Genomic DNA, 14968 nt, shown 5'->3' with positions numbered 1-14968 from the left:
TCGATAAAGGGAATGCATGACACTGACAGTAGGATTCGTGGGCCTGGGCATGATGGGCCTGCCCATGCTGGAAAACCTCGCCGGCGGCGAAGAAGGCTTCAACATCCTGGCGTATGACCGCGACCCCGCGCGCCTGGAGCGCCTGGCCGGGCATCCCGCATGGAACCGGACGCTCAAGCCGGCCGCCAGCCTGCAAGCCCTGGCCGCTTGCGACGTGGTTATCACCATGCTGCCCGACAGCGCCATCACCAATGCGGTCATCGAAGGCGAGCACGGACTGGCGGGCGCGATGCGTCCCGGCTCCGTGCTGCTGGACATGGGCTCGTCCAATCCGGCCGAAACGCTGCGGCTGGCGCCGCGCCTGCGCGAGGCGGGCATCACGCTGATCGACGCGCCCGTATCGGGCGCGGTGGCCAAAGCCGCCGCCGGCACGCTGGCCATCATGGTGGGCGCCGACGCGGACGGACTGGAACGCGTGCGTCCGCTGCTCTCGCGCATGGGCGCTTCGCTCATCCACACCGGGGCGGTGGGCTCCGCGCACGCCATGAAGGCGCTGAACAATTATGTCTACGCGGCCGGCCTGCTGGCGGCCAGCGAGGCGCTGCTGATCGCGCAAGGCATGGGCCTGGACCTGGAGGTGTTCACCGACGTGCTCAACGCGTCCAGCGGCCGCAACGTCGCCACCGAAACCAAACTGCGCCAGTTCATCGTGCCCGGCACCTACAACGGCGGCTTCGCCCTGGCCTTGATGGCCAAGGACCTGCGCACCGCCGACGCGCTACAGGCGCTGGCCGGCGTTCCCGCCACGCAACTGTCGCTGTGCACGGAACTGTGGCAGCGCGCGCTGGCGGACATGCCCGCTGGCGTGGACAACACCGAGATCCACCGCTACCTGGAACGCCTGCAAGCCCGCGCGCCGGCCTGATCCCGCGCCGCCCCAACAATAAAGACATCCACAGGAGACAAGCATGAAACGATCCGCCGCCACGCTCGCGCTGGCGCTGGTGCTGGGCGCGCCGCTGGCGCCCGCCGGCGCCGCGGGCTATCCCGACCACCCCATCCGCATGGTCGTGCCCTTCCCGCCAGGCAGCATCACCGACGTGGTGGCGCGCAGCCTGGGTAAAGCCATGGCCGACGATTTGGGCCAGCCGGTGGTAGTGGAGAACAAGCCTGGCGCCAACGGCATCATCGGCACCCACGACGTGGCCCGCGCCAAGCCTGACGGCTACACCCTGGTAGTGGTGGGCGTGTCCACGGCGGCCAGCGGCGTGAGCCTGTTCAAGGACCTGCCCTACAACCCCGCCACCGACCTCGCGCCCATCGGCGCCGTCGCCGAAACGCCTTACCTGCTGGTGGGTTCGCCGCGCATGCCGGGCACCCAGGTCTCCGATCTGTTCGCCTATGGCGCCCAGCATCCCGGCAAGCTGACCTATGCCTACGGCTCGGGCAGCGCGCAGGTGTTCGGCGCCAAGCTGGCGGCCATGGGCAAGATCAATGTCACGCCGGTGCCCTACCGCGGCGGTCCGCAGGCGCTCACCGACGTCATCGGCGGCACCGTCGACCTGACCTTCACCGACCTGGCCAACGGCCTGCAGCAGGCGCGCGCCGGCAAGGTTAAGACCTACGGCGTCAGTACGCCGGAACGCTTTCCGCTGGCGCCGGACATCCCCACGCTCAACGAAACCGGCGCCCCCGGCTTCGACCTGACCGTGTGGTTCGGCCTGATGGGTCCGGCCGGCCTGCCCGCGCCCGTGGTCGAGCGCCTGTCGCAATCGCTGGGCAAGGCCTTGGCCAATGGCGAACTCAAGCAGACCTATGAACGCCAGGGCCTGACCGTCAAGCAGCAGACCCCGGCCGAATTCGGCGGCTTCGTACGCGCCGAGATCGACAAATGGGCGGCCATCGTCAAGGAAACCGGCATTCCGCCGCAATGAACGCCCTCTTCAACCGCAACTTGGAATTCACCGCATGTCGCTGATCGATATCCGCAAACGCTGCCTCATCGTCGAGACTACCTACCACGAGAACGGCCCGGCGCCCGAGCGGCCGCTCAAGCTTGCCGCCGCCTGCGCCGTCATCCGCAATCCCTATGCCGGCCGCTACGAACCGGACCTGACGCCCTTCATGGCCGAACTGCGCAGCCTGGGCACGCTGCTGGCGACCGAGTTGGTGGACACGCTGGGCGGCAAGGACCAGATCGAGGTCTACAGCAAGGCCGCCATCGTCGGCCTGGACGGCGAAATGGAGCATGGCGCGGTCTGGCACGAGGCCGGCGGCTGGGCCATGCGCAGCGTGCTGGGCGAGCCCCGCGCCATGGTGCCCGCCGTCAAGGCCGTGGCCGTGGCCGGCTACCGCATGATGGTGCCGGTGCACTACATCCACGCTTCCTACGTGCGCAGCCACTTCAACAGCATCGAGATCGGCATCCAGGACGCGCCGCGCGCCAATGAGATTCTGTTCGCCCTGGTCATGGGCACGGGCGGCCGGGTGCATTCGCGGCTGGGCGGGTTGACCAAGGAAGCCGTGGCGGTGCACGACGGGCAACGGTAGCGGCTGTGCAGGTCTGCGCGCCAGGGAGGCGCGCAGAGTCCTAGGCGCCCGGGATCGTCAGCGACAGGCCCGCGCGGTCGGCCACATTGCAGATGTGGGCGCGCATGGCGCGGCGCGCAGCGTCGGCCGACCCCGTCGCCAGGGCATCGATGATGGCCGCATGTTCGTATATCGGCTCGCGCACGCGCGCGGGATCGGCGAACGCCACCTGCCGGCTGCCGTCGACCACATCGGCGATGCTCTCGGCCAGGTCCAGCAGCATCGGGCTGCCGGCGATCTCGTACAGGCAGGCGTGAAAGGCGCTGTCGCCTTCCGACATCGCCACCAGGTCGCCGGCGTCGGCAGCCTGTTCCATGTACGTGATAGTGGCGCGCAGGCGGGCCAGCCCCGCCTGCGTGACGACGCCCGCCGCCAGACCAGCGGCCAGTTCTTCCAGCTGATTACGCACCAGATAGACGTCGCGCAAGGCATAGCGGCCCTGGAAGCGCCAACGGCCATAAGCGCTGCCCAGGCCTTTTTCGCCAGGCCGGGCGATGAACACGCCGCGGCCGGCTTCGCTGCGCAGCAGCCCCAGCCCTTCCAGCATGGTGATGGCCTCGCGCAGCGAGGCGCGGCTGACGCCTAGTTCCTCGGCCAACTGGCGTTGCCCGGGCAGTTTGCCGGCCTCGGCCCAATCGCGCTGGCGGATACGGGCCTGCAACTGCTGGGCTATGTGTTCGACGGTGTTCATCGCGGAATTCTCAAGGCGTGGGCGCGCGGCGGTCGCCCGGTTTGGCGTTGACAGCCATATACTGCCTGGGCATTATGACATTCAACTGGTCTGACCGGTTAGGATAAAGCCGTACTGCAAAGCGCCCCGGCACGGCCGCGGGCCCCACGCCCCTTCTTGTTCATAGCGCCGCTCATGACCGACCTCTACGACCGATTTGCCCGCGCCGTCGACGCGATGGCCCGACTGGCTGACTACCCCTATTCCGAACGCCGCCAGGCCTGGCTGGACCGGCTGCGCATCAACCTGCCCGAATTGACCGTGCTGGACTCGCTGGCGCCGGAAGTGGAGTTGGGCTACCTGGCGCCGCCTGCCGCGCCAGCCGATAAGCTGCCCGCCGCGCAGGCCGGCCGCGGTGTCGCGGTGTCGCGCCACGCGCGCGGCATCGCCGCCATTGCGCGCGAATGCCGAGACGATCCGGCGCGCGCGGCCGAGGCCGCCAAGGCCGCGCTGGCCGCGGCCCGCCAGCAGGCTGACCTGAACGCCTTCATCAGCCTCTCAGACACGCCGGCGCTGGACGGCGCGGCGGCGGCAGCCGCGCGCAAGCTGCGCGAAGGCGCCGCCATGCCGCTGATGGGCGTGCCGATAGCCGTCAAGGATCTGATGCAGGTCGCGGGCTTTCCCCAAACCAACGGCAGCGGCGGCCTGAAGCCGCCGCCGGCGCTGCGCGATGCGCTGGCGGTGGCGCGGCTGCGCGAGGCCGGCGCGCTGGTGGTGGGCACCACCAACCTGCATGAACTGGCCTACGGCATCACCAGCGAAAACCCGCACTACGGCTGGGTCGGCAATCCCCGCGGGGCGGGCTATACCGCGGGCGGCTCCAGCGGCGGCTCGGCCGCGGCGGTGGCTGCCGGCATCGTTCGGCTAGCCATAGGCACGGACACGGCCGGTTCCATCCGCATCCCCGCCGCGTGTTGCGGCGTGGTCGGCTTCAAACCCACCTTCGACGCCATTTCGCGCGAGGGCGCGCAGGCGCTGGGCGCCAGCCTGGACCACCTGGGGCCCATCGCCGCCAGCGTGGCGGACGCCGCCCTGGCCTATTCCATCATGTCGGGCCAGGCGGAACGCACCGTCAGCGCGGGCGCGCTGACCGGTCTGCGCGTGGGCGTGCCGCGTAATTACTTCTACGACCCGCTGGCCGAGGACGTGGCGCAGGCGGTCAACCATGCGCTGGCGCTGATGCAGGCCGACGGCGCCACGCTGGTGCCGCTGGACCTGCCGGGCGTCGAGCACAGCGCGGCGCTGCAATTCGCCACCCTGTGCAGCGAAGCCACCGACATCCACTGGCGCCGGCTGGTCGACCAGCCCGAGACCCTGGGCGACGACGTGCGCGTGCGCCTGGAGATCGGCCAGTTCCTGCCCGCCACCTGGTACACGCGGGCGCAGCGCGGCCGCGCCGCGCTGGCGCAGATGTTCGACCTGGCGATGCAGTCGGTGGACGTGCTGGTCACTCCCACCCTGCGCATCGAGCCGCCGCGCTCGGGCGCGGGCGCAGTCACGATCGCCGGCCGCGAAGTGCCGCTGCACACCGCCGTCACGGGGCTGACCATGCCTTTCAACCTGACCGGCATGCCGGCGCTGACCTTGCCCTGCGGCAGCGGCCGCAACGGCCTGCCGCTGGGACTGCAGATCGCCGGGGCGCGCGGCGCCGACTGGCGCGTGCTGAACACGGCCGCGCGCGTGGAAAACCTGCTGGCGGCCTGACGCCACGGTAATGGCCGGCGCCCTCGCTGGCGCCAGCCATCATGCTGACAAGCTCAAACTGCTGGTAAGCCCTAACTGGTCAGACCGGTACTACAGGATTAAAAAAACAGGCAGAATTCCCGCCCGCCGACACCGTTCGCCCGCGCGAATGGCGGCATCGCCGTATCTCCTTTCCAAAAGGAAACCACGATGAAACTGCTCCGCCTCGCCGCAGCCGTATCCGCGGTCGTACTCGCCTCTGCCGCCCATGGCGCCGATCCCGTGGTCATCGGCGTGAGCATCGCGCAATCGCCGCCCGGCTCGGTGGTGCAAGGCACCCAGGTCAAAGACGGCGTGGAGATCATCGCCAAGATGATCAACGACAAGGGCGGCGTGCTGGGCCGGCCGCTGAAGATCATCTACGAAGACAACCAGGGCATCCCGGAAAAGGGCCGCGCGGCGGCCGAAAAACTGATCTCGCGCGACAAGGTCGTGGCGGTGACGGGCGGCCACCAGAGCTCGGTCTGCCTGGCCGAGATCGAAGTCGCGCACCGCTACAAGGTGCCCTACGTCAACACCAATTGCTGGTCCGACGACGTGCGCGCCAAGGGCTATCCGGAAGTCTTCAATCCGGCCAACTACAACACCCGCGTTTCCAGCGCCATGGCCGACACCATCGCCGCGCTGAAGGTCAAGAGCGTGGTCGCCTTCGCCGAGAACACCGACTACGGCATCGGCCAGGCCAAGCTGCTGGGCGAATTCCTCAAGAAGGCCGCGCCGCAAACCCAGTACAAGTACATCGCGCTGGACCGCGCCGGCAAGGACTTCACGCCTGCCGTGCTGCCCCTGCGCGCCAGTCCGCCCGACCTGGTGGTCAACATCATGCTGCCGCCGGCCGCCTACATCCTAATGAACCAGTTGTACGAACAGGGCGTGGCGCCCAGCGCCAAGACCTGGTTCTATGACGGCGCCGGCATCGCCGACTACCCCGACTTCTGGAAGAACGTGAAGGAAGCCGGCAAGTACATGCTGGCCTTCGGCCTGTACCACCCGCAAATGCCCATGCCGCAGATCGGCATGGACGTGGCCGCCACTTACCAGAAGCAGGCCAAGACCGAACCCAACCGCCTGATCTTCCAGGCCGCGGACTCGGTGCTGCTGATCGCCCGCGCGATCGAAGAGGCCAAGTCCACCGACAGCGCCGCCATCATCAAGGCGCTGCAAGGCATGCAGTTCGAAGGCGTGCGCGGCAAGTTCGGTTTCTCGCAGCAGCCGGGCTACACCTACCAGCAATGGGTCGACATTCCCTACGTCACCTATCAGCTGACCGAGGTGGACCAGCCGCTGAGCAAGACCACGCTGATCCAGGCCACCGGCCAGCCGCTGCAGGTCGACAAACTCGTCAAGCCTGCCAAGTAACGGTACCCCCACGCCGCGCCTTCGGCTTGCTGCCCCCCGAGGGGGCGCTTTTTGCCTTGGGGCGGCCCGGCGGCAAAAAGAACCGGATCACCTCCACAGCATGACCGCAACACGCCGGGGCCACGCCCCGGCGCCAGGGAGAATCGAGTGCTGGCATTGGACCTGTTCGTCAACGGCCTGATCATCGGCCTGTACTACGCGCTGATGGCGGTCGGCCTGACCATGATCTTCGGCATCCTGAAGGTCGTGAACTTCGCCCACGGCGAGTTCTACATGATAGGCGCCTACACCTACACCCTGGTCTCGCTGGCCCTGGGCGTACCGCCCTGGCTGGCGCTGCCCATCGCCGCCGCCGCCGGCGCGCTGCTGGGCTGGGCCACGGAACGCTGGCTGATGCGCCCGCTGTATGCCGGCTACGGTTCATGGGGGTTGATGAAGGACGAGTACGCAGTGGTCGTCACCTTCGGCCTGTCGCTGCTGCTGATCAACCTGGTGGACAAGGTCGTGGGCCCCTACCCCATGCGCGGCCCGGCGCTGTCCGACGTGACGCGCATGGCCGTCGGCCCCTTCATGATGAGCGGCCAGAAGCTGATCACCGCGGGCCTGTCCATCGTGCTGCTGATCGGGCTGGCGCTGTTCATCAAGCGCTCGCTATGGGGCCGGCAGGTGCAGGCGGTGGCACAGAACCGACTGGGCGCGTCCATCGCCGGCATCGATACGGCGCGCGCCAGCAGCATCATCTTCATGGCCTCCGGCGTGCTGGCGGCGCTGGCCGGTGCGCTGCTGGCGCCGGTCATCAATCCGGCGCCGGACGTGGGCGCGTTCCCGGCCATCAAGTCCTATGTGATCGTGGTGATCGGCGGCATGGGTTCCATTCCCGGCAGCATCGTGGCGGCGCTGGCGCTGGGCGTGCTGGAGAGCTTCGGCGCGGTCTACCTGTCCTATGACTACCGCGACACCTTCGGGCTGGCGCTGTTGATCCTGATTCTGCTGTTCCGGCCCAAGGGTCTGTTCGGCGAACGCGCGCGGGAGGTCTGACCATGGAACCGCTGGCCCATCCCAATCTGCTGCGCAACAAGCTGAGCCAGGAAATGCGGCTGTCGCTGCTGTTCCTGGCGGTGCTGGCGCTATTGCCGCTGGGCGTGTCCTCGCCCTACTGGCTGGGCGTGCTGATCGTCAGCATGTACTTCGCCATGCTGGCCTGCGGCTGGAACCTGCTGGCGGGCTACGCCGGCCAGTTCTCGCTGGCGCCGGCCGCCTTCGCCATGCTGGGCGGCTACACCACCGGCCTCCTGGCCTATCACTGGAAGGTGCCGTTGTGGCTGGGCCTGCCGCTGTCGGCGGTGGTGCCGGGGCTGGTCGGCCTGGTGCTCGGCCGCATCGTGCTGCGGCTGTCGGGCCCCTACCTGGCGCTGACCACGCTGTCCTTCGCCGAGATCGTGCGCCTGGTGATCTACAACTCCATCGACTTCACCCGCGGCGACCAGGGGCTGCACGTGCCGGCGCTGCTGGAAAGCCGGGTCGGCAATTACTACCTGTTCCTGGCCGCGCTGGCGGCGGTGACCTTGCTGATCTTCCTGTTGCTGCGGGCGCGTCCTGGACGCTTCCTGCAAGCGATCCGCGACGACGAAATCGGCGCGGCCAGCCGCGGCATAGACGTGGTGCGCTACAAGACGCTGGCCTTCCTGGTCAGCTGCGCCATCTGCGGCTTCGCCGGCGGCCTGTACGGCACCTTCGCGCAGCTGGTCAGCCCGGAACTCGGCATCGTGACGCAGACCGGCATGGTGATCGCCATGGTCGTGATCGGCGGCATGGGCACGCTGGTCGGACCGCTCTTGGGCGCGGTGCTGGTGTACGTCGCATCGGAACTGCTGCGCGACGTGGGCAACATCCAGATGATCGTGTTCGCGCTGCTGGTCATCATCTTCGCGCGCTTCTTCCGTGAAGGGCTGTGGGGCCTGGCGCGCCGCGCCTTCCTGCGCCGTTCCACCGACGCCCGCGCCAGCGCCAAGGGGGCCTGATGGCACTGTTGCAGATTTCCGGAATACAGAAGCGCTTCGGCGGGCTGCTGGCCGTGAACGGCGCGGGCATGGACGTCGCCGACGGCGAACTGCTGGGGCTGATCGGCCCCAACGGTTCCGGCAAGACCACCTTGCTCAACGTGCTGTCCGGCCACCTGGCTGCGGACGCGGGCCAAGTGCGCCTGGACGGCCGCAGCGTGCTGGGCCTGAACCCCACTCAACTGACGCGCCTGGGCGTGCTGCGCATGTTCCAGATGACCCGGGTCTTCAACCGGGTCAGCGCCTACGACAACCTGATCGTGTGCGGGCTGGCCATGGGCCTGGACGAGGCGGCCGCCAGCCGCCGCGCACTGGAGCTGCTGGCAGAGCTGAAGCTGATGCACGTCATGCACCTGGACGCCGGCCAGCTGTCGGGCGGGCAGAAGAAGCTGCTGGAGTTCGGCGCCTGCTTCATGGCGCCGCCGCGCATCGCCTTGCTGGACGAGCCCTTCGCCGCCGTGCACCCGGTCATGAAGGAAACCATGTCGGAGTTCATCCGCCGCCGCAACCAGAGCGGCCAGACCTTCATCCTGGTCAGCCACGACATGCCGGTGGTGGTGGACCTGTGCCCGCGCTCGGTGTGCATGAACGCCGGCCGGGTGCTGGCCGACGGCCCCACGCAGCAGGTGCTGCGCGAACCCGCGGTGATCGAGGCCTATCTGGGCGAACAGGGACAAGAGGAGCAGGACCATGCCTGACACGCTGCTCGCCATGGAAGGCGTGACCGCGGGCTATATGGGCGACATCGACGTGCTGCGCAACGTCTCGCTCACGGTGCAGGCCGGCCGCATCAGCGGCCTGATCGGCCTGAACGGCGCGGGCAAATCCACGCTGATGAAGGCCATCTGCGGTTTTCTGCGGCCCAAGTCCGGCCGCGTCACCCGCGCCGGGCGCGACATCTCGGGCCAGCCGCCGCACCGCATGATCGACGATGGCCTCTGGTACATCCCGCAGGAATCCAGCCTATTCCCCTACCTGACGGTGGAGGAGAACCTGCGCCTGCCGCTGGAAGGCCGGCGCAAGCGCTACGGCGACGTGCTGGAGCCGCGCTTCACGGAAACGCTGGAGCGCTTTCCGGTGCTGAAGGAAAAGCTCAAGGACCAGGCCGGTAACCTGTCCGGCGGCCAGCAGAAGTCGCTGGAATTCGCCAAGGCCTATATGGTGCAGCCGCAGGTCTGCCTGATCGACGAGCCCAGCATCGGCCTAGCGCCGCGCGTCGCGGCCGAAGTGTTCCAATGGATCCGCGCCTTCGCCGACGCCGGCATGGGCATCCTGCTGGTGGACCACAACGTACGCCGGGTGGTGGCCATGTCCAATCACATCTATGTGCTGAGCCTGGGCGAGATCACCGCATCCGGCTCGCCCGAGGATTTCGCCGGCGACCTGCACGAGCAGGTGCGCGAATGGCTGGGGATCAACTTCTGATGGCCGCCCGGACTCTCACCGCGCAGCCCCTGTCCGCCGCCGCCTTCGCGCCCTACGGCGAGGTCGTCAGCAGCGCGGACCGCGCCGGCCGTTCCATCAACGCCGGCACCTCGCTGCGGGTGGAAATGGGCGAACCCGATCTGCTGGACGCGGGCGGCCGGCCGTCGCTGTCGGTATTCCGCGCGCAAGCGATCGCCCTGCCCTTTGCCGCGCGCATGCTGGAACGCCACCGTCTGGGCAGCCAGACCTTCCTGCCGCTGGCGGGCACGCCGTATGTGGTGCTGGTGGCGCTGGGCGCGGACGCGCCGGACCCTGCCACCTTGCGCGCCTTCATTGCTGGCGCGGGCGTGGGCATCACGCTGCGCCGGGATGTCTGGCATCACCCGCTGATGGCGCTGGCCGACGGCGAATTCGCAGTGCTGGAACGCGCCGGTCCCGCGGTGGATTGTGAGTTGGCGGATCTGCCCAACGCGCCCTGGACGATCCAGGCCGCTTGAGTCCAGGCCAGGCTTTGTCCGCGGTTGCCTTCAGTATCGGCCGGCCGCTAGCCCGCCCGCCGCCAGACGCTGGCCAGCCAGGGCTGCTGCTCGCGCGGCAGGCCCTGCGGCCGGTAGTAGTGTTCAAGTTCCTCGAAGCCCGCCGCCGTCATCAGGGCGCTCCAGCCTTCCAGGTCATGGTAGGCGCCGTAGCGGCCGCGATTCCAGCCTTCCTGGTTGCCGCCACGCGGGTTTGAACTGAACAGCACGCCGCGCGGCTTGAGCGCGCCGTGCAAGGCTTGCAGTACCTGCGGCAGCTCCTGGCCAGGCACATGAAACAAGGCGGCATTGGCGAATATGCCGTCGAAGCGGCCTGGCGGCAGCGCCAGGCGCAGAAAGTCCTGCTGCCAGACCTCGCAGCCGCTCGCCTGCCGCGCCATCTCGACGAAGCGCGGCGTGCCGTCCAGGCCGACCGCGCGATGGCCCAGCGCGGCGAACGTTTTCAGGTCGCGCCCCGGCCCGCAGCCGAAGTCCAGGATGTCGTAGGGAGGATCGCCTTCGATGTAGCGCAAGAGCGCCGCGATGTTCTGGCTGACGTCGTGGTCCCGGGTGCCGGCCTCGAACGAGTCCGCATTCTCTTGATAATGCGCGACGGTCAGGGAACTGATTTTGGCGAGGTCTTCGGCGTCGAGTTTCATGCGGCCATTGTGCCGCAAAAGCGGCATGCAGCCGAAGTCGGAAAGCGGATCTGCCCGGGTGACTGGCACTCGGGTAGATCAGCTTTACCATGAGGTGTCAGGCACCTGGCGGGCGCCGGTGCCTGACAGCCTGACAACGCGCGTCGCCGGCCCTCAGGCCGCCAGCCGCCCTTCGATCTTGGCCTTGGCGGCCGGCAGATCCTCGGGCAGGCCCTGCGCCAACTGGGCGAACAGCTCGTCATGCAGCGCCAGTTCGTCGCGCCAGGCGGCGGCATCCACCGACATGACCTGCTCGAACTTGTCCGGGCTGAATTCCAGGCCGGTCCAGTCGATGTCCTGGTAGCTGGGCGAAATGCCGAACACCTGGTCCACGCCCTTGGACTGGCCGTCGATGCGGCCCAGCATCCAGCGCAGCACGCGCATGTTGTCGCCGAAGCCGGGCCAGACGAACTTGCCGTCCGGACCCTTGCGGAACCAGTTGACGCAGTAGATGCGCGGCAAGGTGGCGCCGGCGGCTTCCAGCTGCTTGCCCAGCTTCAGCCAGTGGCTGAAGTAGTCGCTCATGTTGTAGCCGCAGAACGGCAGCATGGCGAAGGGATCGCGGCGCACCACGCCCTGCTGGCCGGCGGCCGCAGCGGTGGTTTCCGAACCCATGGTGGCGGCCATGTAGACGCCTTCGACCCAGTTGCGGGCTTCGGTGACCAGCGGCACGGTGGTGGAGCGGCGGCCGCCGAAGATGAAGGCGTCGATGACCACGCCTTCGGGGTTTTCCCATTCGGGGTCGATGGACGGGCATTGCGCGGCCGGCGCGGTGAAGCGCGCGTTCGGATGCGCGGCCTTGCGGCCAGTTTCGCGCGCGATGGCGGGTGTCCAGTCCTGGCCCTGCCAGTCGATCAGGTGCGCCGGCGGCGTGTCCGTCATGCCTTCCCACCAGACGTCGCCGTCATCGGTGAGCGCCACGTTGGTGAAGATGACGTTGGCCTTGAGCGTGGCCATGGCGTTGAAGTTGGTCTGCTCGCTGGTGCCCGGGGCCACGCCGAAATAGCCGGCTTCGGGGTTGATGGCGTGCAGGCGGCCGTCCTTGCCCGGCTTGATCCAGGCGATGTCGTCGCCGATGGTGGTGACCTTCCAGCCGTCCATGCCTTGCGGCGGGATCAGCATGGCGAAGTTGGTCTTGCCGCAGGCCGACGGGAACGCCGCGGCCACGTGGTACTTGCGGCCCTTGGGCGAGGTCACGCCCAGGATCAGCATGTGTTCGGCCAGCCAGCCCTGGTCGCGGCCCATGGTGGACGCGATGCGCAGCGCGAAGCACTTCTTGCCCAGCAGCGCGTTGCCGCCGTAGCCCGAGCCGAAGCTCCAGATTTCGCGGGTCTTGGGGAAATGGACGATGTACTTGGTCGGGTTGCACGGCCAGGCCACGTCGGCCTCGCCTGCGGCCAGGGGCTTGCCCACCGAATGCACACAGGGGACGAAGTCGCCGTCGGCGCCCAGCACGTCATACACCTGCTTGCCCATGCGCGTCATGATGCGCATGTTCACGGCCACGTAGGGGCTGTCGGACAGTTCCACGCCGATGTGAGCGATGTCCGAACCCAGCGGGCCCATCGAGAACGGCACCACGTACAGCGTACGGCCGCGCATGGCGCCGTCGAACAGGCCGTTGAGCGTGTCGCGCATGGCGGCGGGCTCGGCCCAGTTGTTGGTCGGGCCGGCGTCTTCGGCACGGTCGGAACAAATAAAGGTGCGGTCCTCCACGCGGGCGACGTCGGAAGGATCCGAGCACGCCAGGAAGGAATTAGGCCGCTTGGCGGGGTTCAGCCTGCGCATGGTGCCCGCTTGGACCATCTGCTCGCACAGCCGGTCATATTCTTCCTGGGAACCGTCGCACCACACGACCTGGTCCGGCTTGGCCAGGGCAACAAAGCTGGCGACCCAGTCGATCAGGCCGCGGTGCTTCACGTAGGCAGGCACGTTCAAGGCTGCCAATCCCCCATCCAAAGGCTTATTCATCGGGGTTTATCTCCATACTAGTAAGGCTAATGGTGATACGGCCCCAAATGACATGGGGCCGTAGCAATTTGCGCCATCATACTTGCAGCGGCTGGTTGCCCGTCAACCCATCCTCTTGGACGACATTGTCACCGGTTGAGACGGGTCAGGAGTAGCTGCCGTCGCGCAACTCGCGGCGGATGATCTTGCCGGTGGCAGTGGTTGGCAAACTGGTTACAAATCGGATCGCGCGCGGATACTCATGGGCCGCCAGGCGCTTGCGCACATGGGCTTGAAGATCCTTCACCAACGCGTCGTTACCCTCGTAGCCTTCGTTCAGCACCACATAGGCCATCACGATCTCGGTGCGCTGGGCGTCAGGCACGCCAACCACCGCCGCCATGCGCACCGCGGGGTGGCCGATCAGGCAGTCCTCGATCGGGCCAGGGCCGATGCGGTAGCCGGCGCTGGTGATGACGTCGTCGTTGCGGCCGACGAAGCGGATGAAGCCCTCGGCGTCGCGCACGCCCTGGTCGCCGGTCAGCAGATAGTCGCCCGCGAACTTTTCGGCGGTGGCCTCGGGGTTGTTCCAGTACCCCAGGAACATCACTGGGTCTGGGCGCAATACGCCGATATTGCCCTCCTGTCCATCCGCCACTTCGACGCCACTGTCATCCACAATAGCAACGCGGTGGCCCGGCGCCGCGCGGCCAATGGCGCCGATGCAGGGGTCGAACAGGGACGAGCAGGACGACACCAGCATGTTGCATTCGGTCTGGCCGTAGAACTCGTTGATGGTCACGCCCAGCACGCGCCGGCCCCAATCGATGAGTTCCGCTCCCAGCGACTCGCCGCCGCTGGCGACCGAGCGCAGCGCCAGCGCGCCGGCCCCGGCGGGAAGCTCGGTGCCGCGCATCATCTTCAGCGCGGTCGGCGGCAGGAAGGTGTGGGTCACGCCGTGGCGCGCCATCAGCTCGAAGGCGCTGGCGCCGTCGAATTTCTCGAAGCGGCGCGCCAGCACCGGCACGCCGTGATGCCAGGACGGCAACAACACGTCCAGCAGGCCGCCGATCCAGGCCCAGTCGGCCGGCGTCCACATCAGCGCGGCGTTTTCCGGGAAGAACTCGTGCGACATCTCCACGCCCGGCAGGTGGCCCAGCAACACCCGGTGCGCATGCAGCGCGCCCTTGGGCTTGCCGGTGGTGCCCGAGGTATAGATGATGACGGCCGGGTCGTCGGCCGCGGTCGCCGCCGGCGTGTAATCGTCGGATTCGGCCGCCAGCGCGGCGTGGAACGGCACGGCGTCGTCCGGGCAGTCCGGGTCGATGCAATAGACCACCTTCAGGTCCGGCAGGCTGGCGCGGATCTCGCGCAGCTTGCGGCAGCCTTCGGCGTCGGTCACCAGCGCCGCCGCGCCGCTGTTGGCCAGGCGGTACTGGATCGCGTCCACCCCGAACAGCGTGAACAGCGGCACCGCCACCGCGCCCATCTTGTAGACGGCGATATGGGTCACCGCGGTTTCCGGGGCCTGCGGCAGGTAGACGGCGACGCGGTCGCCGCGCTTGACGCCATGGCGTTCCAGGCTGTGCGCCAGGCGGTTGGACAGCGCCTTGATCTGATCGAACGTGTAGCGCGATTGCGCGCCGTCGCTCTTCTCGTAGATCAGCGCCAGGCGGCCGCTGCCGTCGGCCCATTTGTCGCAGGCGTCGACGCCGATGTTGTAGGCCGCAGGCACCTGCCATTGGAACTGGGACGCAAGCTGCGTGTAGGAATCGGCTCTGGACAGCATGGTTTGTCTCTGATGTTGTTGTCGAACGCGCCGGCGCCAGGCGCCAGCGATGTAACGTCTTGCCTCAAACTTGACCCTGGCTCAATAATAAGCCCCGCCCACCCGCAGCC

General features: G+C 67.9%; 14 protein-coding genes. 10 read left to right on the top strand and 4 right to left on the bottom strand.

All coding sequences use genetic code 11. From position 1 onward, the window contains the following. Positions 1–16 precede the first annotated feature (16 nt). The 3 genes from AXYL_RS12035 to AXYL_RS12025 are packed head-to-tail and all read left to right on the top strand — an operon-like array spanning position 17 to position 2550. Positions 17–925, top strand: a complete 909-nt coding sequence (locus tag AXYL_RS12035) for an NAD(P)-dependent oxidoreductase (RefSeq protein WP_013393063.1) — start codon at positions 17–19, stop codon at positions 923–925. A 43-nt stretch (positions 926–968) separates the two neighbouring features. Beyond that, positions 969–1934 (top strand): Bug family tripartite tricarboxylate transporter substrate binding protein, encoded by a 966-nt coding sequence (locus AXYL_RS12030; protein WP_013393062.1) that lies wholly within the window; start codon positions 969–971, stop codon positions 1932–1934. Between the two features lie 34 nt (positions 1935–1968). Further along, positions 1969–2550 (top strand): amino acid synthesis family protein, encoded by a 582-nt coding sequence (locus AXYL_RS12025; protein ID WP_013393061.1) that lies wholly within the window; start codon positions 1969–1971, stop codon positions 2548–2550. A gap of 40 nt (positions 2551–2590) precedes the next feature. On the opposite strand, the gene AXYL_RS12020 is transcribed toward AXYL_RS12025, so the two are convergent. Beyond that, a complete protein-coding gene (locus AXYL_RS12020) occupies positions 2591–3280 on the bottom strand; it encodes a FadR/GntR family transcriptional regulator (protein ID WP_013393060.1) in 690 nt (229 codons plus the stop codon). A gap of 174 nt (positions 3281–3454) precedes the next feature. Here AXYL_RS12020 and AXYL_RS12015 point away from each other — a divergent pair, with 174 nt between their 5' ends. The 7 genes from AXYL_RS12015 (at position 3455) to AXYL_RS11985 (ending at position 10403) form a co-directional block, all read left to right on the top strand. Further along, entirely contained in the window at positions 3455–5023 is a 1569-nt protein-coding gene (locus tag AXYL_RS12015; protein WP_013393059.1) for an amidase, read from the top strand. Between the two features lie 189 nt (positions 5024–5212). After that, entirely contained in the window at positions 5213–6421 is a 1209-nt protein-coding gene (locus AXYL_RS12010; RefSeq protein ID WP_013393058.1) for an ABC transporter substrate-binding protein, read from the top strand. Positions 6422–6568: 147 nt separating this feature from the next. Continuing rightward, on the top strand, positions 6569–7459 hold the full coding sequence (locus AXYL_RS12005; RefSeq protein ID WP_013393057.1) for a branched-chain amino acid ABC transporter permease: 891 nt from the start codon (positions 6569–6571) through the stop codon (positions 7457–7459). Between the two features lie 2 nt (positions 7460–7461). After that, positions 7462–8442: a branched-chain amino acid ABC transporter permease gene (locus AXYL_RS12000; RefSeq protein WP_013393056.1), complete on the top strand. Its 981-nt coding sequence runs from the start codon at positions 7462–7464 to the stop codon at positions 8440–8442. Then, on the top strand, positions 8442–9179 hold the full coding sequence (locus AXYL_RS11995) for an ABC transporter ATP-binding protein (RefSeq protein ID WP_013393055.1): 738 nt from the start codon (positions 8442–8444) through the stop codon (positions 9177–9179). The genes AXYL_RS12000 and AXYL_RS11995 overlap by 1 nt, the downstream gene beginning before the upstream one ends. Further along, entirely contained in the window at positions 9172–9906 is a 735-nt protein-coding gene (locus AXYL_RS11990) for an ABC transporter ATP-binding protein (protein ID WP_013393054.1), read from the top strand. Before AXYL_RS11995 ends, AXYL_RS11990 begins: the two co-directional genes overlap by 8 nt. Next, positions 9906–10403 carry an ureidoglycolate lyase gene (locus AXYL_RS11985; protein WP_013393053.1) on the top strand — a complete coding sequence of 166 codons (498 nt, stop codon included), beginning with the start codon at positions 9906–9908 and terminating at the stop codon, positions 10401–10403. Before AXYL_RS11990 ends, AXYL_RS11985 begins: the two co-directional genes overlap by 1 nt. 47 nt (positions 10404–10450) lie before the next feature. Here the strand turns inward: AXYL_RS11985 and AXYL_RS11980 are convergent, their stop codons facing one another. The 3 genes from AXYL_RS11980 to AXYL_RS11970 form a co-directional block, all read right to left on the bottom strand. Next, positions 10451–11080: a class I SAM-dependent methyltransferase gene (locus tag AXYL_RS11980; protein WP_041653324.1), complete on the bottom strand. Its 630-nt coding sequence runs from the start codon at positions 11078–11080 to the stop codon at positions 10451–10453. A 153-nt stretch (positions 11081–11233) separates the two neighbouring features. Then, positions 11234–13090, bottom strand: coding sequence for a phosphoenolpyruvate carboxykinase (GTP) (locus AXYL_RS11975; RefSeq protein ID WP_013393051.1), 1857 nt, complete (start codon positions 13088–13090; stop codon positions 11234–11236). Positions 13091–13235: 145 nt separating this feature from the next. Beyond that, positions 13236–14858 carry an acyl-CoA synthetase gene (locus AXYL_RS11970; RefSeq protein WP_013393050.1) on the bottom strand — a complete coding sequence of 541 codons (1623 nt, stop codon included), beginning with the start codon at positions 14856–14858 and terminating at the stop codon, positions 13236–13238. Between the last annotated feature and the right edge of the window lie 110 nt (positions 14859–14968).

Origin of the sequence: Achromobacter xylosoxidans A8 (assembly GCF_000165835.1) — a bacterium.
Lineage (GTDB): Bacteria > Pseudomonadota > Gammaproteobacteria > Burkholderiales > Burkholderiaceae_B > Achromobacter > Achromobacter xylosoxidans_B.
The sequence above is the reverse complement of the archived record's forward strand: the minus strand, read 5'-3'. Positions and strand labels throughout refer to the sequence as shown.